Source organism: Streptomyces silvae (assembly GCF_016745505.1).
In the GTDB taxonomy this organism is placed as follows: domain Bacteria; phylum Actinomycetota; class Actinomycetes; order Streptomycetales; family Streptomycetaceae; genus Streptomyces; species Streptomyces silvae.
This window is the reverse complement of record NZ_JAERUC010000107.1, coordinates 21,689-41,161: the sequence shown is the minus strand read 5'-3', so window position 1 is coordinate 41,161 and position 19,473 is coordinate 21,689. Positions and strand designations below refer to the sequence as shown.

Annotated in this window: 18 protein-coding genes; 4 read left to right on the top strand and 14 right to left on the bottom strand. The window is 69.0% G+C overall.

Translation table 11 applies throughout. The features are described from left to right. Nucleotides 1-322 precede the first annotated feature (322 nt). The 3 genes from JKV81_RS16880 to JKV81_RS16870 form a co-directional block, all read right to left on the bottom strand. Nucleotides 323-1,477 (bottom strand): hypothetical protein, encoded by a 1,155-nt coding sequence (locus tag JKV81_RS16880; protein ID WP_236056897.1) that lies wholly within the window; start codon nt 1,475-1,477, stop codon nt 323-325. Between the two features lie 388 nt (nt 1,478-1,865). Further along, the gene (locus JKV81_RS16875) at nt 1,866-2,237 is read right to left on the bottom strand and encodes a fic family toxin-antitoxin system, toxin component (protein WP_147982283.1); all 372 of its coding nucleotides are present in this window, start codon (nt 2,235-2,237) and stop codon (nt 1,866-1,868) included. A gap of 2 nt (nt 2,238-2,239) precedes the next feature. Then, complete coding sequence (locus JKV81_RS16870; RefSeq protein WP_147982252.1) at nt 2,240-2,500, bottom strand: hypothetical protein; 261 nt, start codon at nt 2,498-2,500, stop codon at nt 2,240-2,242. 220 nt (nt 2,501-2,720) lie between these two features. Here JKV81_RS16870 and JKV81_RS16865 point away from each other — a divergent pair, with 220 nt between their 5' ends. Together JKV81_RS16865 and JKV81_RS16860 are read left to right on the top strand one after the other, a co-directional pair. Then, nucleotides 2,721-2,987, top strand: a complete 267-nt coding sequence (locus JKV81_RS16865; protein WP_147982253.1) for a hypothetical protein — start codon at nt 2,721-2,723, stop codon at nt 2,985-2,987. Continuing rightward, a complete protein-coding gene (locus JKV81_RS16860) occupies nt 2,980-3,972 on the top strand; it encodes a sigma-70 family RNA polymerase sigma factor (protein WP_202076566.1) in 993 nt (330 codons plus the stop codon). The genes JKV81_RS16865 and JKV81_RS16860 overlap by 8 nt, the downstream gene beginning before the upstream one ends. Before the next feature lie 800 nt (nt 3,973-4,772). Here the strand turns inward: JKV81_RS16860 and JKV81_RS16855 are convergent. Together JKV81_RS16855 and JKV81_RS16850 are read right to left on the bottom strand one after the other, a co-directional pair. Further along, entirely contained in the window at nt 4,773-5,723 is a 951-nt protein-coding gene (locus tag JKV81_RS16855) for a hypothetical protein (protein WP_202076565.1), read from the bottom strand. Nucleotides 5,724-5,772: 49 nt separating this feature from the next. Then, complete coding sequence (locus JKV81_RS16850) at nt 5,773-6,249, bottom strand: hypothetical protein (RefSeq protein ID WP_202076564.1); 477 nt, start codon at nt 6,247-6,249, stop codon at nt 5,773-5,775. A gap of 274 nt (nt 6,250-6,523) precedes the next feature. Here JKV81_RS16850 and mobF point away from each other — a divergent pair, with 274 nt between their 5' ends. Further along, entirely contained in the window at nt 6,524-10,606 is a 4,083-nt protein-coding gene (gene mobF / locus JKV81_RS16845; RefSeq protein WP_202076563.1) for a MobF family relaxase, read from the top strand. Nucleotides 10,607-11,192: 586 nt separating this feature from the next. On the opposite strand, the gene JKV81_RS16840 is transcribed toward mobF, so the two are convergent. Continuing rightward, nucleotides 11,193-12,266: a pentapeptide repeat-containing protein gene (locus JKV81_RS16840; RefSeq protein ID WP_307820557.1), complete on the bottom strand. Its 1,074-nt coding sequence runs from the start codon at nt 12,264-12,266 to the stop codon at nt 11,193-11,195. A 219-nt stretch (nt 12,267-12,485) separates the two neighbouring features. Then, nucleotides 12,486-13,322: an alpha/beta fold hydrolase gene (locus tag JKV81_RS16835; RefSeq protein ID WP_202076553.1), complete on the bottom strand. Its 837-nt coding sequence runs from the start codon at nt 13,320-13,322 to the stop codon at nt 12,486-12,488. A 183-nt stretch (nt 13,323-13,505) separates the two neighbouring features. On the opposite strand from JKV81_RS16835, the gene JKV81_RS36560 reads away from it, so the two are divergent. Beyond that, on the top strand, nt 13,506-13,874 hold the full coding sequence (locus tag JKV81_RS36560) for a transposase (protein WP_202076551.1): 369 nt from the start codon (nt 13,506-13,508) through the stop codon (nt 13,872-13,874). Here JKV81_RS36560 and JKV81_RS16825 read toward each other — a convergent pair. The 7 genes from JKV81_RS16825 to JKV81_RS16795 form a co-directional block, all read right to left on the bottom strand. After that, a complete protein-coding gene (locus tag JKV81_RS16825) occupies nt 13,764-14,204 on the bottom strand; it encodes a hypothetical protein (protein WP_307820556.1) in 441 nt (146 codons plus the stop codon). The genes JKV81_RS36560 and JKV81_RS16825 overlap by 111 nt on opposite strands. Before the next feature lie 136 nt (nt 14,205-14,340). Continuing rightward, nucleotides 14,341-14,670, bottom strand: coding sequence for a DUF6233 domain-containing protein (locus JKV81_RS16820; RefSeq protein WP_202076550.1), 330 nt, complete (start codon nt 14,668-14,670; stop codon nt 14,341-14,343). Between the two features lie 5 nt (nt 14,671-14,675). Beyond that, nucleotides 14,676-15,023 carry a DUF8825 domain-containing protein gene (locus tag JKV81_RS16815; RefSeq protein ID WP_236056906.1) on the bottom strand — a complete coding sequence of 116 codons (348 nt, stop codon included), beginning with the start codon at nt 15,021-15,023 and terminating at the stop codon, nt 14,676-14,678. 450 nt (nt 15,024-15,473) lie between these two features. Further along, the gene (locus tag JKV81_RS36555; RefSeq protein WP_202076546.1) at nt 15,474-17,033 is read right to left on the bottom strand and encodes a hypothetical protein; all 1,560 of its coding nucleotides are present in this window, start codon (nt 17,031-17,033) and stop codon (nt 15,474-15,476) included. Beyond that, complete coding sequence (locus JKV81_RS16805; protein ID WP_202076544.1) at nt 17,033-17,425, bottom strand: hypothetical protein; 393 nt, start codon at nt 17,423-17,425, stop codon at nt 17,033-17,035. The genes JKV81_RS36555 and JKV81_RS16805 overlap by 1 nt, the downstream gene beginning before the upstream one ends. 118 nt (nt 17,426-17,543) lie before the next feature. Further along, the gene (locus JKV81_RS16800) at nt 17,544-18,095 is read right to left on the bottom strand and encodes a hypothetical protein (protein ID WP_236056895.1); all 552 of its coding nucleotides are present in this window, start codon (nt 18,093-18,095) and stop codon (nt 17,544-17,546) included. Between the two features lie 23 nt (nt 18,096-18,118). Further along, nucleotides 18,119-19,216, bottom strand: a complete 1,098-nt coding sequence (locus JKV81_RS16795) for a C40 family peptidase (RefSeq protein WP_202076540.1) — start codon at nt 19,214-19,216, stop codon at nt 18,119-18,121. Nucleotides 19,217-19,473 lie beyond the last annotated feature (257 nt).

Genomic DNA, 19,473 nt, shown 5'->3' with positions numbered 1-19,473 from the left:
CGGCGGCCTGCTCCCCGCGCACACGCGGGGATGGTCCCGCCTGGAACAGTTCCAGGGTGGCGGCCACGTGCTGCTCCCCGCGCACGGGGGGATGGTCCCTGGATGCCGCTTCTGGTCGGCACGCCGGCCCACTGCTCCCCGCACACGCGGGGATGGTCCCGAGCATCACCAGCTCGACACCATCACAAAGCCCTGCTTCCCACGCACGCGGGGATGGCCGCATGCCGACGGCGTCGGAGTCCTTGGATGATCAGGGCCTGCTCTGCGGGGGCATTCGAGTTGGCTTCATCCGCCAGGTGACGTGCTCAGTACGGGGTGGTGCTCAGGGGGCACGGAAGTCCTTCGTGTCCGGATACGTCACGTGGGTGCAGCCGCGTCGCTTGGTGATGTCGTCGACGTACGCGTGGAACAGCGCCGACAGCGTCTGGGGACCGAGTACGTTGTCATAGGTGTAGCTGGAGCTGAGGGTGTGCAGGGCAGGCTTGCCGTCGCAGATGGAGGAGGCCCACCACGCGCCGCTCGCGTGTCCGGCCGTTCCCGCCGTGATGACCTTGGGCTCGTTGCCAATGCCGTCGTATCCCACCGTGTGCGCCTCCGTGCCGAAGTAGGAGCTGGTGCGCAGCCACCATGGTGAGTGAGTGAGTGCACTGCGTGCGTAGTCGAGGTCGTCGTCGTGCAAGCCGTCGGCAATACGGCCCACCTGGTCGGGGCTGACCGCCAGGAGACAGCCTTCGACGGGGTATGAGTTCCGGGTCGGTGCCGCGAGGGCACGGTCGGGCAGCCGGCCTTGTTCTCGTTCCTTGACGTGTCGGGCAAACCAGAGGCATGAACCGCCCGCCGACCGTGCGGGGCGAAGGGCAGACGGGACGGACGCCAACTGGTCGTCAGGCAGGGCGGGCAGCTGGGTCCGGCAGCCGATTCGGTCGGTGAGTTTCTCGGCGGCCGAGCGGGCGATGTGGGCGAGGCGTTCACGGTCTGCTGCGGAAACGTCCTCGTAGTCGGCGCGGGCCGTAACGTTCAGCAGCTTCGGAGCGGTCGCACGGCTGCCCGGGCCGCACTCGGCGCGGATGGTGGTGTACCAGTTTCCGTACCGGCCCAGCGCGCCATCGCCGATCGGACGCGGTTCGGGGCGCCGGTCAGCGATCGCTGTGACATCGGATTTCTGACTCCCTCGACTGTCACTGAACGGCTCGAGATCACCGTCATCACCGACCCAGTACAACGGCGTGGAAGCGTCGCTGCCCCGCACAGTCAGCGTGAACAGGCTCGTGGTCTTGCCGGGCCCAGGCACCTTGTAGACGGCGCAGGAACCGGGCAGCTCGTCCACATCGAGTCTGTACTTCTCATAGTCGCTGCCCTTTGCCCGGATCATCCCGCCCTGCAGGTCCATCACTGCGGCCCCGGACACCAGCCGATCACACGCCGCGCTGATGTGGCGCTCGCTGGAGGCATGGTCCCGGATGTCATCGAACGTCAACCAGCCCGCATACAAGCTCAGTCCGATCCCGCCGTACGCCGTCCACTTCCACAGCCGTATCCACCCCGCGCGCATCGCTTACTCCCCCTCGGAACCCATCCGGCGCGATCACTGCCGCCCCGGGCATCGAGCGTAGATGCTCGGGGCGGCACCTATGACGCGGCCTCGGCGAACAACAGCGCCATGTCAATCCTCTTCGGGGACCCATCGGGCCCTGCGAGACCAACGCCATCTGGATCCACCGCGGCCTGCTGGCCGCGGTACAACCCTGAGCGATCTTGTGGTGGTCGCCCGAGTTCAGGGCGAAAGGGCAGCCACTGCCGCTGTGGTCGGGTCTTCAGACAGTGGTGGAGAGCGTGTTGTCCGCGGACAACACGCTGCACCGATCTCAGTCCCGCCAGGTCCGCAGAAGAGCCGCGATGCGTGCGGCTGTGCAGTGCGGGTCGTACAGCTCGTGTGCCAGGGCTGACAACTGCTCCCGTGTCGGTGCCACAGGAACGCCGCTCGCTTCCAGGTACATCACGGCGACGGCGCTCGCCACGCTCAGGTTGGACCGCTCCAGCCAGCGCAGCCGCCCCAGGGTGTGCACCAAAGCCGCAGCTCTGGCGAAGACACCCTGGTAGACCGGAGTCTCCAGGAGTTCCGCGCGGTGACGGGCGACCGCGGCCAGGGGGACTCCCAGATCTTCCGGGGCCGGGTCGTGGTGGCCAGCGCGTTCGGCTACTTCGAGGATCCAGGAGAGGTCCACGTGCAAGGACATGCTCACGCAGCGGCACCCCGGCTGGGTGCGGGGGAGTGCTGGGAGTCGAGATCCCTCTCGAGGGCGTCGAGGAAGGAGCCGTGCTCGTCCAGGAGGCGCTGGGCACCCGCCATCCCGGCGGCTCGGGCGCCGGAGGTGTCCTCGGCGATGAGTCGCTCGATGTACCGGTTGAAGTCGAGCCCGCGAGCTGCCGCCGCGTCCTTTCCGGCTGCGAGCACTCCCGGCTCCAGTCGGAGCTGAGTCTGCTTCTTCTGTGAGGTCATACACTCAAGGTAGCAGGGTGGTAGCAGTAGGGGAAGGTGTGCGACGGTCGGCCCCCACCCGCACGCGGGGGAGTCCAGCATGAACCTCTCTCACCTAGGACTGCGTGAGGAGCTCTGGCGGGTCATGCAGAACGAGCTGCCGCTCCCCTTACATCTCGAAGCGCCTGGAACCGCCACCGAAGAGCGGAGGTGAACAGGACGGAGATGAGGAGAAGGGGCGATGGAGCTCGTCGTTCTGCTGGTGCTGGCCGTGCTGGCACCGTCTGTGAAGAAGCTGGTCAAGAGCTTGGCAGCACGCCATCGCGCCGAAGGGGAGGCGGCTTTGATCCGGGCCCAGGGCTGGGCTGACAGTTCGCGGGCCCTCGCCAAGGCCGAGATCGTCCGGGCGAAGGCAGCCGAAGTGCAGCGGGCGGGGAGCGTTGTCGTCCATCCTCTGAGCCGACGCGAAGAAGCCGGAAAGCAACGGGGGAAGAAGAGCCGTGGTTGAACCGGAGCAGAAGGCAGCAGCCGCACTGGCTGCGATGTACGTGGACAAGGAGCGCGATCTCTTCGCCCACGCCCGCCGGTGTCTTGTGCAAGAGGGCATTCCGGAGTCACGGCTGGGTGCCGAGGATTTGGTGCAGGAGGCGATGGCTGTCACCTTGGCCAACTGCTCCAAGCAGCCGATCGACAACCTCGCCGGTTATGTGTACAAGGTGATCTCCAACAAGGTCCGCGACGAGAGCCGGCGGATCGGAGTGGCCCAGCCGATCGATACGACCCTGCACTCCGTGGATCAGGACCGCTTCATCCACGTCTCCACCGTCGAAGCGGTCGGTCAGGACGACGCGGCCGACTACCTCGACCTTGAGGAGGCTTTGCGAACCCTGCCGAGGCAGCAGCAGCGCATGATCATGCTCGCCAAAGGGTTCGACTACACCCATGCCGAGATCGCCGGCATCACAGGACTCCACAGGGGAACGGTCGCCCAGCACGTCAGGCGGGGGACACGTGCGCTGACCCTCCTTCTGGCCGGCACGGCAGGCTGCCTGGCCTTCGCGCTCGTGAGCTGTTTCGCGTCCTTCGGGGGAGGAGAGCTGATCCCTGCCAGCAGCCCCGGGATCAGGACTGCCGTTCGAAGGTTCGATGGGTACTCGCCGTGGGCCACGACTCTCTCGGTCCTGGTGCTGAGCGCCTTGCTAGGAGTCGTGTGGGTCATCAGGAGGACCACCGTTCGCAGGGCCGAGGACAGGAGCGCACACCTGTTTCGGATCGTCCGGCAGATGCAGGAAGCGCAGCTGTACGGAGGCGCGCTCAGCACTCTGGGGCGCGAACCCACGGACGAAGAGTTCGCGAGGGAACTGGACGTCGCGCCGGAACTCATCGAGGAGGCCAGGTTCTACGCCAGCCACGTGATCCAGGACATCAACAGCAGAGGTGTGGACATCCGGACATGGACCAGACTCCACGACCCCAAGCCGAACAGGGGATGACTTCGGAAAGGAATCTTGGCCGGGAGGTCATGCAGACCACGCTCCTGCTCCCCTGACCCCTGTGGGCTTTCACGACAGCAGTGCTCTGCGTGAGCCGGCTGGACACCGCACGGGCCGCGCGTATCTGACTCGCTGGATCCCTCCTTGGCCGACCTGTGTGCGCTGAACACAGACCGTCGAGAACCACTACCTCGCCCCCCCGAGGCCGCCGCACCCACTTCACCGCCGCCCGCGAGTCCGCCCGGGAGGCGCACGACCGGTTCGTAGGCGCGGATCGCGTTGATCCCTTGCGGGAGTTGGTCGGTCGCCCTGGAGCTGGGTGAGCATCTTCCGGAACGCGCGGACGTGCCCGGTGAGGGGATCGAGTTCAGGGCAGCCGCCGAGAACGGATCTGAGCTTCAGATGGGGCCGGGCGGCGTAATTCTCCAGCCGTTGCGCTGTCGACCTGCCGTCGCTTGTGAGTACGCGGATCGTTCCGTGCCTCCTGTGACGACCAAGGCAGGACTTACGTCCGACTCAAGATTCTCAGCGCTCGCGCGCGTATGTCACGACCCACGCGGTGGCGAGAACGAGCCCGAGAACCCCGATACCGAAGATGCCGAGAATCGTCCCGATCCCCTTCCCGTCCAGAGTGGCGCGCACCCCGCCGGCGAGCCCGCCGACGGACATGCACAGACCAAGGACGAATGACCGTGAACTCCGGGGACGTAGCAGGTGCCTCGCGCTCGGGCTCCGGCGACCGGGCTCCGGCGGACCCGAGCGGCGGCGGCCGGAGGGTGGCGTGCCTGGCAGGTGCTTCATCAATACCTCGTCTTCCCCGGTGCTGCCGGGGCATCGACATGAGTGTCTTCCGGGCCCTTCTTCGACGGGGTGTAGGCGAAGTCGACCACGGTCGCCACCACGGCTACGGGAGCGCCGAAGATCTTCCCTCCGAACTTGCCGACCGTGTTCAGAGCGGTTGGGCGGTGGTGCTTTCCCTTGACGTCGCTCAGGATCGAACCCTTCTCGAGGTGCTTGCTCGCCTCGCCGGCAGCGTAGGCGGGCGTGCCGCCGATGAATCCCTGAACCGCGCCGTTCAGGTCTCCACGAAGGAGCGACTCGCCACCGCCCATCCAGGAGCGGTAGCTGAGAAATTCAGCGACAGGCTTTACGGTGCCGCTGCCCCACTTCTCGGGAGGCACGTACTCGGCTGTGTCCAGTTTCGTCTGCGCCGCCTGCTCCTTGAGTGTCTTCGCGTCTCGCAAGGAGGCGTAGTGCACGGAGCTGAACTGGTGCGGGTCTTCGGTGAGAGCCGCCAGGCCACCGGTGCAGAGGGCATCGGCGCCGGCCGCGCGCTGGAGTATGGCCTCCATGCGTTTGACGAGTACGTCGACGTCGTCCGAGCCGGGGTCCGAGCTCTCCAGATGGATGACGACCCCGTACGGGTCGATTTTGAGGCCGTGGGGCGGGTTCTCGTAGATCTCCACGAGCTCGGCCTTGGCTTTCGTCAGTTCGCTGTAGGCGCCCTTGAGCAGGTTGGTGATGCTCTCAGCCTGGGTCACCGCGTCCTGGAATTCGCTGGCCGCCCTCGTGACGAAGGGCTTCGTGACGCCGGCGTTCTGGCCCTTCCAGGCCGTCCCTTGCGCGAAGACGTTCATGTCTTCGGCGTCCTTGGCGAGCTCCCGCAGCTTTTTGGCCATGGCAACCCAGTCGTCGATTGCCGAATCGAGCGGCTTCGTCCTGAGATTCAGAAGCTGCTGGAAGGCCAGCATCGGGCACCTCGCTCAGATGAAGAAGGATCGGATGGAGAACAGCGACGGATCACATGATCGGGCCCTGTGGCTTCGGTACTGAGGGCCGTGCGTGCTCGTCGGGGACGTCGTAGTAGTCAGAGATCTTTGTCGCACTGACCTGGGTGGCTGCCCAATCGTCGTCCTTCTTCTTCGACGCTTTCGTGTAGTCGAGGTGGTTGGAGATGTGCGCGCAGGCGTCAACGAGCATTCCTACCTGTTTTGCCCACGCCGTGGATGCGGAGGCCAGCGCCTTGCCCATCTCGAACCCGTCCGCCGTCAGACTCGTGCCTGCCGTCCTGGTCGTGGTCTGGGCGAGCTTTCCGTCCGCCTTGAGGTTGTTGTGCAGCCGGTAGGCGAAATGGCCGATTTTCCCCAGCTCGTCGTCGTGGACGACGAGATCCGCGCCGGTTGGTGTCGTGCCTGGGTCCCTCGTCGGCGCACCGTTGAGCTGCATCCGTGCGGCCGCCGCGGCCTTGAGGTCGGCCCACTCCTCTTCGAAAGACATGTCCCTCCCGGCGATGTGATGACGAACGCGCAGTCGCGCACGATTTCATCATTGACGATCTCTTCACGGTGGCGTGCAGCGGGGGCAGGGGGCGACCACGAGGCCCAGGTCGTCGCCGGATTCCGGCGTACGGTGATGTGCTTGACCTCGAACGTTCCAGCCATGATCAAATTCTGGGGAAGGACGAAGGGGGTTCCCCTGTCGGGACTCCCTGCGCTCCGGAAAGCGTAAGACGCATGCCCTGCTGACGGGGCAGCACGAACGGGGGCGGCCGGTGGCCTGGCTGACGAAGATCACGGCAGACGAGCAGATCGACTACCGGCTGCGGGAGCAGGCCGGGTGCGCGGTGGTGGAGGCGTCGGCCGAGCAGACCGTGGTGCGGGAAGGCGCCGTCGACGAGCGGACCGACCACCGGCTGCAGGGTGCTGCTCTGGTGTGGATGGGCAGCGGTCTGCAGGCGATCGGACTGACCGACGGCCAGGTCCTCGGCGAGGACGGCAAGGAAGCCGCCCGGCGCCTGATGACCGGCTGCCACCCGGAGACGGGCGCCCGGCTCATCCGTACGCAGACCTCGGTCCGCGCCCACGAGAGGGCGAAGCTGACGACCGCCCGGCTGGTCGAGGCGATCGAGGCCGCGGCGGGGGAGAAGAGCCTGACGGCCGCCGAGCTGCTGGAGGGCAAGCCGAAGCAGCAGAAGGTTCTGGCACAGCAGCAGCGGATGGTGCACCGCTTCGGGGAGACGCACCGGATGCAGGTGACCACCTTGCACAAGCTCGCGCGCGCCGCCGGCCTTTCCCTGGACGAGGTCTACGACGAGCGGCAGCTGGCCGAGGCGCGGGACCACAAGGACGTCCGCGTCGATGACCGGGTCCGCGGCTGGGACCTGGTGCTGGATCTCCCCAAGTCCGACAGCGTTCTTCAGGGTTTGATGGACGACGTGGACGAGGTCGAGCTGCGCGACCTGGTGCACCAGGCCAAGCGTGACACGTTCGCCCAGCTCGAATCCTGGGTCGGCTACGCGGTCGGCAGCGAGGAGGGGAGCCCGGTCCGGATCGCGACCGGTGGGCTGATGGGCTGGTCTGTGGAGCACCAGGCGGCGCGGCCCATGGGGGATGGGCAGCCCGGCGACCCGCACCTGCACCTGCACGTCACCATCCCGAACCTGGCGCTGTGCGAGGACGGGCAGTGGCGGTCGATCGCGAACTCCGGGCAGGACCTGCACCGGCACGCGGCGGCCGCCGACGCGTTGTTCAAGGCGCGGGTGCGGGCGCTCACCTATGCCCGGTTCGGTGTCCGGCGCGAGCAGAACGAACAGACCGGCGCGTGGGAGGTCGCGGGGGTGCCGGAGCGGCTGCGGACGGAGTTCTCCCGCCGGGCGACGTTGGTCGACCGGACCGCCGGCGCCGACGCGAGCCGTCAGGAGAAGGCGAAGGTCTCCCTGCAAACCAAGCGGGCCAAGCATTCCGCCGGCACGGCGGGGATGCGGGAGAGCTGGCGGCAGCGGGCCGAGGACGCGGGTGTCGACGTCGACGCGATGGTCGCGGCCGCCGCCCCCGGACCGCCCGGCCCGGACGGGGGTCTCGGCATCGACGGTCTCGGCAGCGGCCCGCGGATCCCGCCACCGGCCGACCTCGCCGCGCTTGTGTTCCACCCCGATGCCGGCCTCACCCGCAGCGATACGACGTTCTCCCGCGCGCAGTTGCTCGCAGCGGTCGGCAACGCCCTGCGGGACGGGATCGACGACGGATCCGGGCGCCTGGGCGAGCTCGTCGACGACGTCCTGGACGTGGCCGGGTACGCGGTGCGCGTGCCGGACTACGGCTCCACCGTCATGACGTCGACCGCCCGCTACACCACCCAGGACATCCTGGATGCGGGGGAGTACGTCCGGGACCAGGCGCTCGCCCGCCACGGTGAAGGCCGTACGACCCTGACCAGCGAGCAGGCCGCGGGCGCCATCGATGTCTTCCAGTCCGCGGTCGGCTTCGCGCTGTCCGACGAGCAGCGCACGGCGGTGGCCCGGCTGCTGGCCGGCGGGCACGGCATCGACACGATCGTGGGCGTCGCCGGGGCCGGCCGGAGCACGCTGATGGAAGCGTGCCGTATCGGGTGGGACGCCACCGGCACCACGTACGCCGGGGCCTGCCTGAGCGCCGTCGCCGCTCAGCACCTCACCCAGGCATCAGGGATTCCCGCGCGTACGGTCGCTGCCTGGCTCCGACGGATCCGCACCGGAAGCGGCCTCACCGGTGTCGACGTCCTGGTCATCGACGAGGCCACGGCGGTGGACGACCGTTCAGCCGAGGTCCTCGTGCGCGAGGCGGCCCGCACCGGCACGCGGATCATCGGCGTCGGCGACCCTCTTCAGCTGAAGGCGATCGGTGTCGCTGATTGGTACCGCGACGTCCATCGGCTGGTCGGCGGGCTCACCCTGCACGGGAACCGCCACCAGGAGGACGCCGCCGAACGCCACGCGCTGGAGGTCTGGCGCACCGGCGACCGCGACCAGGCGCTGCGCCTGCTGGCCGACCGGGGACGGATCCACCCCACCGAGTCCGCGGATGAGGCGCGCTCGCAGATCCTCACCGCGTGGGACGAGCTCCGGCGCGAGAAGTGGCCCGACACCCACGATCTCGTCGACGAGTTGGTGGTGCTCGCCGCTCGTGACGCCGACGTCGACGCGCTCAACGCCGGGGCCCAGCAGATCCGCCGCGCCGCCGGAGAACTCGGCACCGAGCACACCTACGCCCTGCCCGGCGGCGACCGGCTCACCCTGGCCACCGGTGACGCCGTACGGGTGCGCGCCAACGGCTACCGCAGCCACCGGGGCGAGGGCCTGGACCTGCTGAACGGGTACCGGGCCGTCGTAGGCGAGATCGCCGAGGACGGGCGGATCGAGATCACCTGGCGCACCCGTACGCGCGGTGAGGAAGCCACCTTCGTATCCACTTGGCTGACCCCGGACCAGGTCGCCTCCGGGGCCCTGTCGCTGGGATACGCGATGACGATCGCGGCCTCGCAGGGGATGACGTGCGACACGAGCCTGCTGTACGGGCACGGCGCCAACGCGTTCGCGACGTATCCGGGCCTGACGCGGGGCAGGCAGGCCAACCACCTGTGGTTGCCGCTGGCGGTGATCGAGAGCGGGGATGCCGGGGCCCGGCTCGGTGAGGCCCGTACGGAGAAGGAGCGCCTGGAGCGCGCCCTGGAGGCCTTCGCCCGGTACCTCGGACAGTCCCGGCCGGCCGTGACGGTCTCCGACCTGCTCCACGAACCGCCGGCCTCTGCCGTTGTGCCGTCGCCGGCCCGCACCCAGGCCGTCAGGGCCGGCGCGGCACGCGCCCGGTCGACCACTGTCCACGACCAGCGCCGGCGCGAGGCCCAACCGCAGGCAGGGGAGTACCGGCTGACGGGCGAGCAGAAGCAGCGCCTGGCCGATATGCAGGAGGAGCGGGAGCTCGCCGGGGTCCAGGCCTGGAACCGCCGCCCGTACGGCGACCGGACCGACGAGGAGCTCACCCGGCTCATCGCCAACGGCCCCGTCGACGCCCGGCGCGAGGAACTGGCGGCCGCCGAAGCCGAGGAGACCGAGCGCGCGCTGCTGGAGCAGATCGCGGACGGCCGGGCTCGCGGGGAGACCCGGGGCGAACGTGAGGTCGCGCCCGTCTACCCCCTGTTGGCCCGCGCCGACGAGCAGCTGGCCGCCGCACGTACCGAGCAGGCTCGCGAGACAGCCGCAGCGCAGGCGGCGGCCAAGGCCGACGAGCGCCTTCGCCTTCTGGCGACCGCCGACGACAAGGGCCGGATCGCACTGCGCCTGGCGGGCACGTCCCGCAAGGAACACCGGCAGCTCACGCAGCAGGCCACCGAACAGCGCGCCGCCGGGTGGAGGGAGGCGGCCGATGCCCGGGCCGCGGCCTCCCGAGCAGCCGAAGCCGCGTGGGAGATGCTGCGCAGCAGCCCGTACGCCGCCGCGCTCGGTGCCACCGAGCACCAGGCGCCGGACGTCGACACCCTCACGGCGCGGCTCACCGAGATGCGTGAGGTCCGCATCCCCGCCCGCGTCCAGCAGATCGACACCGGCGACGCGAAGCGCGTCTCCCACGCCCACGGCCAGGCGGCCCGTGCCCGGGAGAACGCGGCCATGCACTGGGCTGCCGCCGCCGACGCGCGGACCGAGAAGGCTCTGCGAGCTCGGCTCTCGGAGCAGCACCCCAGGCTCCACGAGTCCGAGGTACGGGCCCGAGCCGAACTGCAGCAGGCTCAGGGGGCCCAGAACATTCGTGTCGCCGCCCGGAGCAGCCACTTGTACCGGCCACCGACTCAGAACCGTCCGGGGCCGCGCCATAGCCGCTGACAAGGAGGCCCGCCCAGTGACAGCTGTGGGCGATTCGGCCGTGGTCAACCGTGTGTGCGGGAAACGGTTCGGTTCGTGAAGACGCGCGCGTCGGGGCTGCATCACGCTGGGCGAGGTCGAGGTCTTGGGGTGGGGACGAGTCCGGCCCAAGAGCTGTCCCGTAGGGGATTCGGCTCTGGCAAGATGCCCGGGTGGTGAGTGCACAGGACTGGGAGGCGGCACGCCGCCGACTGCATTTCGGGCAACGCTTCCTTGGAACCGTGGTCCGGGTGCCAAGTCCCGGCGCGATCGGCATCTTCGTGGGCATCGGGCTGCCCGTAACCGGTTTCGTTGACGTGTTGCTGCTACCAAGCGAAGCCGAGCGCTGGCCCACGACGGGCACCGAGTCGGAGTTCGAGGTGTGGTGGGCCGATGAGCGACCCCAGATTCGGTTGAAGCCGGCGGACCCTTTGTTCGTGCGCGAGGACTTTGCCCAGTGGCTCACCAGATGGCGGCCGGGATGGCCCCAGGAGCAAGGCCTGCCGGTCACAGTCGCCGACGTTCCGCCTTCGGCATCCGAGGCCGCCGGTGGAGATGCTCACGCTCCTTAGGCGCCCGTCGGCGTATGAAGAGGACCCCAATTGAAGGAGGTCCCGCTGAAGGTCGCGTCGTCGAAGATGACCACGCCGCCGCTGAACCTTGCGCCGACGAAATCGATGTCGCCGCCGTTGAACGTCGCGCGGCCGAAGGTGACCATACGGCCGCTGAATATCGCGGAGCCGAAGTCGACCGTGCCGCCGTTGAACGTTGCGCGGCCGAAGTCGACCATGCCGCCGCTGAACGTTGCGCGTCCGAAGTCGACCATGCCACCGTTGAACGTTGCGCGTCCGAAGTCGACGATGCCACTGAAGCTGGTTCCGCCGAAGTCGACCATGCCGCCTTCGTTGAACGTTGTGCGGCTGAAGTCCACGTCACCGTTGAATGTGGCGCGTCCGAAGTCGACGTCGCTGTCGAACCTTGCGCGTCCGAAGTCGACATCCCCGCTGAACGTCGCGCGTCCGAAGTCGACCGTCCCGTAGCTGAACGTTGCGCGGGAGAAGGTGACTGTGCCTCGAAAATGGCTGGTCGAGAAGCTGCAGCCGTCAAAGACCACGTTGGTGAAGTCGAAGTTGTGCTCGCACCAGGCGGTGGGCCCGTCGGGTTGTTGAAGGTGGTCACGGATGACTCGGATGATGGTCTGCCGAACCTCCCGCTCACCGGCTTTGTGCTCGGCACCGTGCGGGTCGGGTTCGTAGGGCATGCGGAGGTAAGCGCACAGGACGTCGATGCACACCTGGCGTTGTTCTGCCCAGTCGTCAGCGAGGCGGGCGAGGGCGTAGACGCCCGCCAGGCGGACAGCGGCCTGGTCGTGGCCGAGTTGTTCGGCGGCGGTGGTGTAGCGCTCGGCGAGCTGGCTTGCGTCTGCGCGGTGGGCGTCGCCCTCGGCGAGGAGCTGTTTGCGGTAGGCGTAGAGACCAGCGAGAACGGCACCGATCAGGGTCAGTGCGGTGACAGCGGCCTTGAGGACGTCATTGATGTCGACCGGCTTGGGCGGCTTCTGCTCGGCGGCTGCCTGCGCGAAGTAATCGTAGGCGTAGTGGTAGATGACCCAGCCGAGGGCGCCGGCCACGACCAGCGCCACGGGTGCCACGATCCAGACGGGCCAGAGGTTCGGTGCGTACGTGCCCCGCGGGGCAGCGCGCTTGCGCCGGAGTGAGATTGCCACGTCAGAAGCATGGAGCCCGCCTGCCGTCCAGGACAGTCACTTGACAGAAGACGTGGGCCTCGGACGACCTGGACCCCATCGAATCCGAGTGCCAGGAGGGGTGCCAAGCGCCGCCGAACCGATCGAACGACAAGCTCATCCCTTGAGGAACTCGATGATCTGCGGGGCGATCTTCTTCGGAGCCATGACGACGGCGCCGTGGTTGAGTCCGGGCAGAGTGCGGTGGTCGGCCTGCGGCAGGATCCCGGTGACGGCGAGGGCGGCGCGCTGGAACGCGGCCGGACTTTTGCCACCGGTCAGTACGCGGGTGGGTACGGCCACCCCCTTCCACTCCTCGGCATCGAGCGGCTTGCCTTGCTGGGTATCGCCCATGACCGCGATGTCATAGGGCAGAGTGCGAGCCAACTTGGTGAGATTTGCCCAGATCTTCGGCATGCACTTCATGAAGAACACGGCGATGCCGGGCATGCCCTGCACCCTCGTCATGAAGTACTTGACCGCGTCGCTGGGCCGGCCTTCCGCAAGCAGCGCGGTGATCCGCTGCGCGAGATCTTTGGGCGGCCCGTCGTCGCCTTCGGCGACCACGAACGGCGGCTCGTACAGAGCCAGGCGGTCGACGTTGACTCCGGCCGCGGCCGCGCGCAGGGCGAGGACCGCTCCGGAGGACGAGCCGAACAGCGACGCCGAACCGCCGACGTGTTCGACCAGCGCGGCGATGTCTTCAATCTCACGGTCAGGGGCGTAAGTACTGGCGTCACCGCTGGCACCGCGTCCGCGCCGGTCGTAGTTGATCACAGTGAAGTGCTGGGCCAGGAGAGCCGCGAGTTTGGTCGTGTCCGAGCGGTCTGCCAGTGCCGAGGCAACCAGGACGACGGCCGGCCCGCGGCCCGACTGCTCGAATGCGATCTCGGTGCCGTCGGCGGAGACGACACGGGCCTCGGCTCCGGCCGACTGCTCTCGCGCTGTTGCCATGCTTGTCTCTCCGGTTCACGTAGGGGCCGTACCGCTGTGGTGTGCATTGCTGCCAACAAGACCCCCGCAGTGCAGGAAACTCATCGGTGCGCCAGGTGTTCGGTGCCGAAGCCTCGGGACAGCCCTTAGGGCCTGTCCGGTCGATCATGGGACTACTCTGCGCCCGCGTCGTTGAATGTGGACATGGGGCGGGGTGATCTCACGGATGCCGAGTGGAAACGGTTGCGGCCGTTCCTGCCGGTCAGTAACGGTCGTTGTGGCAGGTGGCGGGACCACCGGCAGGTGACCGACGGGATTCTGCACCGGGTGCGGACAGGCATGCAGTGGCGTGACCTGCCCGAACGGTTCGGGCCCTGGAAGTCCGTCTACGAACGCCATCCGGCAAGGTGCCGCGCTGCCGTACCCGAGGGTCTGCACCTCACAACAGCGTTCGAACCGCCGCTATGCGGGGCGAAGGACGGGATCGATCTCTGCCAGGCTCGCATGCAACCGACGGCCCCCCTGGGCAACACGATCGTCGGTGTCGCCCGACATCTCGTCGCAGATCCGTAGCGCCTCGTCCAGATCGTCCGAGAAGATGCTGAAGACATCGACGATCGCGGTGTGGATGTAATCGGCGTGGTTGTCTTCGGCGACTGCCAGTGCGGACGCGACGATGGTCAGTCCGACCCTGTCCTTTCGTCGAAGCAAGCCCTCTGCGGTCCGCCGGGTGACGAAGGTGTCACCACGGTCGAGCACAAGGCCCAGCAGTAGCTCTACAGCCTCCGGCATCTCGGCGAACCCTGCCAGGCTGTGACCGGCATCCGCCCGGTCACGCCAGTCATCGCTTCGCCCGAGTTCGCCAAGCGCCGCGACCACCGCACGCCGCAGGTCACTGTCCACGGATTCGTCCGCCCCTCCCCGCGATTCCGGTCAAAATATCACCGAGGCGCCTTACCGGATGATCGCCAGGACAGCCCCCAGGGCTGGAGCGGTCTCGGCGCGGGGCGCCGCAGCTGATGTGGCCGCCGCGTGGCTCTCACCGGAGGCCCGTCTGCGGGTTGCAGATCTGGCAGGCCTCGATGTCGGGCTCGGCCAGCGCGATGACCGCGTCCTCGCGGTTGATGTAGCCGAAGTCGTTCTTGTACAGCGTGCAGTTCCCCCGGTGCAGCAGCGCGCTGCTGCTGGAGCGCAGGGGCTGGATCTTCCATGACTGCTCCGCCCGCGCCTGTGCCCTCCGGCGCTTGTCCTGCTGCTCCTGAACCTCGAGCTCGCGGACCTTCTGGTCCGCACACCGGAGCTGCCACGCGAGGTACTCCCGGGTGGCCCGCCACTTCTCGAGCCGGGATATCCCGCCAGGGTCCGACATCGCGCTCAGCCCGTCTCGACAGCGGCCGGCGTCTCGTGGCTGTGCTGGAGAGCCATCCGCCCTCCGACCGTCTCGCTTCGCTCCAGCGTCGCCCAGAACGGATGCGTCGCCACCACGGTGCTCAGACGCAGGAGCTCGGCGCGGAACCGGGCCACCTCCCGGTGCTGCTCCTCGGTGTAGCCGGGGCTGTCGGGTTTGGCGGACCGGTATCCGCTGTGCAGCTGCTTGTCGCCCTCCCAGCCGGCCATCGGTTCGGCCGACCACGGCAGGGCTCGGGCGTACTGCTCGTAGGCGGCGCGGGTCTGGTGCAGGGCGAGCTGGGTGTCCCGCAGGTCCTGGGGGAAGTCGTACATGGGCACACAGGAATGATACGTCTGTTCGAATTGCTGGGGCGAGGGCTCGCCGGGCCGTGCGAGCGGTGTCACTCGAACGGCACCGAGCGATGACCGGATGGCAGGGCGAGGACGGAGCCGACTGATGGCACGCCTCTCCGCGTGCTCCGCCGCACCGGCCGGGGTCTGCCCGCCCCACTCTGTCGTCGAGTGGTCCACCTCACGCCCCCCGGTCGAACACGTCCGGAACATCTCCGTGGGGTGCCGCGTTCCTTTGCGTGTGGGTACGGAGGGGACTGTGTCCCCGGGCCTCACCTATAGCCCATGAGGAAGATCGTTCGGCTGAAGCCTCATGGAGCCCTCCGCCGAGAGGCGACCACCCTCCGCACCCACACCCCCTATCGGCCCCGGCTGGCCTCCCCCGACCAGTCGGGGCTTTCCCGTGCGCCCGCACCGCCCACCGGCAGCCGACTACAGAGCCCTTCGCCGCGCCTGCACCTGAGGCTGCGGCTGCTGCACCCGAAGTCCGGGCCGATCCGGCCCGACCGCACTTCGGCGGTCGGCCTGTCCCCACCCCGCGCCGGCCGCCAGACGGCGGTGGGCTCCCGCGTCCAGCAGGGCGCGGGGGACCGGGGTGCCGGCCTGCTGGGCCATGTCCAGGAGGGACTTCGCTGACGCCTGCTCCATCGGCAGGACGGCCTTGTACGGGTGGGCCAGCGCTTCCAGCTGCTGGGAGTGGATCGGACGGAAGCGGTGGTTCCTCCGTCCCGTCGGTGCCTGGCGCTCGAGGACATCGGTGACCAGGCCGCCCCGCGCCAGGCTCACGGCCTGGGGCGCGGCGAGAGCGAGCTGCCAGCCCGCGGCGGGCAGCCGGTACAGGGCCGAGGCCAGACCCCCGGTGCCTCGCGCGTCGGCCAGGATCTCCGAGCCTCCCCGCGGGTCGGGCCGGGTCGCGGCCTCCGGCCGCCACTGGGGTCCGTACAACAGCTGTCCGACCCGGACCGCTGCTGTCTGGGCGATCACGGTGGCCGGGTGGGGGACGACCTGCGGCAGACGCACCACCTCTCCGCGGCGGACGATCTCGTAGCTGGGCGCGGGCAGCTTGGGGTGGGCCCGCGGGTCGGCGATGTCCACGACCCGGTGCCACGCCGTCGCGGCCTTCTGCCAGGCTTGCGCCGACCCGCGCAGCGCGCCCGCGCTCTCCCGCAGGGCGGCGGCAGCCTCGTCCGGCAGCTCTTCGGCGACCCGCAGCAGGACCCGGCCCGCCAGGAGGCGCTGCATGGCCGTCCAGCGCGCCAGCTGCTGGAGATCCGACCCGCTCATGCGGTGATCGGAGCGGTGGTGCAGGGTTTCGAAGGCCGCCCGGGACAGCCGGTCGCAGTCCTCCGCGAGGTTCGCCGGTACGTCCTGTGTCCGGTCGGCGGGATCGGCTTGGACAGGGCTGACCGGAAGCGTCGGCGAGAGGGCGCCGATCGCGGGGTCAGCGTCGCGGGTTCCCTCCTGGCCGAAGAGAGCGGCCTCGGAGAGGAACTGGCGAGCGTCCCCGAAGGCTGCCGCCGCGGAGGGGTCCAGGGTGTCCCGGGCGAGACCGGACGCCACCTGGGCCGCGCCCCAGGCGAGTCCGGAGCAGCGGCGGGTGAGGTAGTGGTGGGCCGGACCCGTGCTGAGCGCATAGGCGTACGCACTCAGCGGTACGCGGTCCGGCCCACGGTGGCTGTCGATGACGTCGCGCACCGCGTGCAGTGCGACCAGGGCGTCGGGCAGGTGCTTCTCCGCCGGGCCGGCGCCGGGTGGGGGCAGCGTGCGCTGCGCGGCCAGTACGGCGTCACCGGCCCGACCCAGCTGATAGAGGAGGTCCTTCGTCACGGCCGACTGACGGACGGTCTTGTCGCCCAGGCCCAGGGAATCGGTCAGCGCGGACAGGAACTGGTCGAGTTGACGGGCCGAGGAAGCCCGGTCCGACGAGGGCGTCGCCGCTGCCGTCCGGAGCCGGTCCTGGGCCGTGTCGAAGAGCTCGTCGAGCGTCGCCATCAGTGCCCCCGGACGGCGGCCAGCGACCGTGCGGCGGCAGCCGTATGATCCGCGGCTGCACCGAGCTGGTCGTCCTGTTCAGCGAGTCCGGTGAGTGCCAAGTGCGCCCTGTCCAGGAGAGCGACGTAAGGCTCCAGACCGCCGGGACCGGTCTGGATATCGCTCGCCTCCAGGGCGAGCGGGCCCCCGGTTTCGGGCAGCGGCAGCAGGGAGCGGGCGGCCGAGCATTCCTGTGCTGCCGTGAGCGCGAGGAGATCGTCGCCGGCCTCGTCCCAGGTGACGGCGTCGGCCACCCGCTCGCCGAGATCGAGTGCCTCCCAGGCACCGGCCAGCACCGTGAGGGGATCCGCTGATCCCAGGGCTGCTTCCAGGGCGTTCATCGCGGTGTTCATGAGCGGCCTCTCGATCTGTCTGTCGCGCGTCGTGGTGGGGATCGTGGCACCGGATCCGGCGAGGGCTCCAACTCCCTGTGGATGACGAGGCCCTTGTGGACAACGCCGGCGCGGGTGCTCAGGTGATGCTTCTGGCCTCGCGTGAGGCGGCCAGAACTTGAAGTCGCTTACGGGTCCGACGAACCACCGCTGCCTCGGGCCCGTGGATGTCGGTGACGGCACCCAGCACCTCCGCGCCGAGCGCGGGCGCGTCAGCGTCGGGGACGGTCCGCCAGAGGCTGTAGACCCGACGGGTGGCCTCCTCGGTGTCGGGGTGACCGGGCCCCTGGATCGTGGCGCGCAGCCGGGCCGTATGCAGGTACCACCCGAGCGACGTCGCGTGGTCGCCCGCCAGATAGGCCAGATGTGCGCGGACCTCCCGGATATGAACGGTGTTGAGGTGCTCCGGGCCGTACTCGCCGGTGACCTCCGTGTCGAGCTGGTACGCCATCCAGGCGGCGTCCGGGAGCCGGCCGCGGGCGGCCGTCGCGGCGATCTCCGTCAGCCGGCCGCGCAGCACCTGGGGGATGCGGGCCTCGGACCGGGTCGGCGACGTCTCGGGTTCGAGACCCCAGAAGGCCGGCGTGACCGTGCCCCAAGGCTGGTACAGCTGTTCGTGATCGACGTGCATCAGCCGTCCTTCGGTTCCGTGGCTCACCACTGCACCACCCGGCGGACCTCGGTGACCCGGGTGATGGCGCTGGTGGAGTTGCGCCAGCTGCTGTACGAAACGACGCGGGTCCGCACACCGGTGCGGGGTGCCTCGATGACCATGTCGTCGCCGATGTACATGCCGACGTGCCCCGGGCGGGCGTCGGAGCCGTCGCTGCCGGGGTTGAAGACCAGGTCTCCCGGCTTGGGTCTGTCCACGCTGACGTGGGTGCCGACGCGGACCTGGTCGTAGGTGACCCTCGGGATGCTGATGCCCGCCGCCCGGTACGCCTGCTGCATGAGGGAGGAGCAGTCGCACCAGTGGGCAGAGCTGGCGCCGTGGGCGTCGGTGCAGTCGCCGCCGAGCTGGTACCAGCCGCCCTTCTGTCTCAACGCCCAGGCAACCGCGGTGCGCACCTCGCGGGGCGTGCCGGCGGGCAGGGCGTAACCGGCGGGCAGCTGAACGTCGCCGCTCGATGCCGGGGCGGTGAACTGCTTCGCCAGCGCCAGGATGTTCCTGACGTAGTGGTAGGTCTGGCCCTGAGCGAAGCTCACTGGGGGTACGCCGCCGTACTCGTCGACCCTGCCCCAGCCCGCGTTGTAGCCGGCGAGGGCCAGCTCCGTCGGTGATCCGTCGTACTGGGGGTGCGCTCTGCCCTTCCGCATCAGGCTGCACATGAACTTCCCCTGACCCGCGATGGCGTCCGCGGGCTCCCACACACTCTTGGTGCCGTTCCCGTTCCCGTCGGTCGCCCAGGTGGACCAGGTGCCCGGCATGAACTGGGCGATGCCCTGGGCGCCGACTCCGGGGGATTGAACCCGCGGATCGAAGTTCGATTCCTGCTTCAGCTGAGCCCCCAGCACCGCAGGCTGAAGGCCCGCGTCACAGTCGGCGGCGGCACCGAGGATCATCGGCGCGTACTCGGAGGGCACACCGCCCCGGCCGATGCGCAGACTGCCGGCGGTCGGACCGAGGCTTCCGCCGGACTCTCCGTCCCCCTCGTCGAAGGCGGCGATGAGCAGGACGACCCCTACGCCCAGCGCGACGGGGGTCATCACGGCCCCGCCCACGGCGACCGCCAACCAGCGTGTGACGCGCACAGTCCCCCCAGGCCTGCACTCGGTTTGCGTAAACGAACCCGCATGCCCGGTCCGCTTCAAGGCGTCGCGCTGGATGCAGACGGGTGATCGCCTGTGACACTATGCCACCACTGCTTATCGGGGCCCATGTTGGCGACGTAAGTAAACCGTCTGAGTGACCGGGTCTGTTGCCTGGATCCGTTCCGATATGACGAGATGATGGATCGCATTAGCGTATGCGAATGGTTGGCGCGGTGCATGGGGGCAAGCATGGGTAA

Coding starts and splice junctions, on each gene's coding strand:
- JKV81_RS36555 (WP_202076546.1), bottom strand. CDS start 17,033: ATGGCGACGCTCGACGAGCTCTTCGACACGGCCCAGGACCGGCTCCGG.
- JKV81_RS16855 (WP_202076565.1), bottom strand. CDS start 5,723: ATGCTGGCCTTCCAGCAGCTTCTGAATCTCAGGACGAAGCCGCTCGAT.
- JKV81_RS16800 (WP_236056895.1), bottom strand. CDS start 18,095: ATGCACGTCGATCACGAACAGCTGTACCAGCCTTGGGGCACGGTCACG.
- JKV81_RS16820 (WP_202076550.1), bottom strand. CDS start 14,670: ATGTCGGACCCTGGCGGGATATCCCGGCTCGAGAAGTGGCGGGCCACC.
- JKV81_RS16870 (WP_147982252.1), bottom strand. CDS start 2,500: ATGACCTCACAGAAGAAGCAGACTCAGCTCCGACTGGAGCCGGGAGTG.
- JKV81_RS16835 (WP_202076553.1), bottom strand. CDS start 13,322: ATGGCAACAGCGCGAGAGCAGTCGGCCGGAGCCGAGGCCCGTGTCGTC.
- JKV81_RS16875 (WP_147982283.1), bottom strand. CDS start 2,237: ATGTCCTTGCACGTGGACCTCTCCTGGATCCTCGAAGTAGCCGAACGC.
- JKV81_RS16805 (WP_202076544.1), bottom strand. CDS start 17,425: ATGAACACCGCGATGAACGCCCTGGAAGCAGCCCTGGGATCAGCGGAT.
- JKV81_RS16815 (WP_236056906.1), bottom strand. CDS start 15,023: ATGTACGACTTCCCCCAGGACCTGCGGGACACCCAGCTCGCCCTGCAC.
- JKV81_RS16850 (WP_202076564.1), bottom strand. CDS start 6,249: ATGTCTTTCGAAGAGGAGTGGGCCGACCTCAAGGCCGCGGCGGCCGCA.
- JKV81_RS36560 (WP_202076551.1), top strand. CDS start 13,506: ATGGGGCGGGGTGATCTCACGGATGCCGAGTGGAAACGGTTGCGGCCG.
- JKV81_RS16865 (WP_147982253.1), top strand. CDS start 2,721: ATGGAGCTCGTCGTTCTGCTGGTGCTGGCCGTGCTGGCACCGTCTGTG.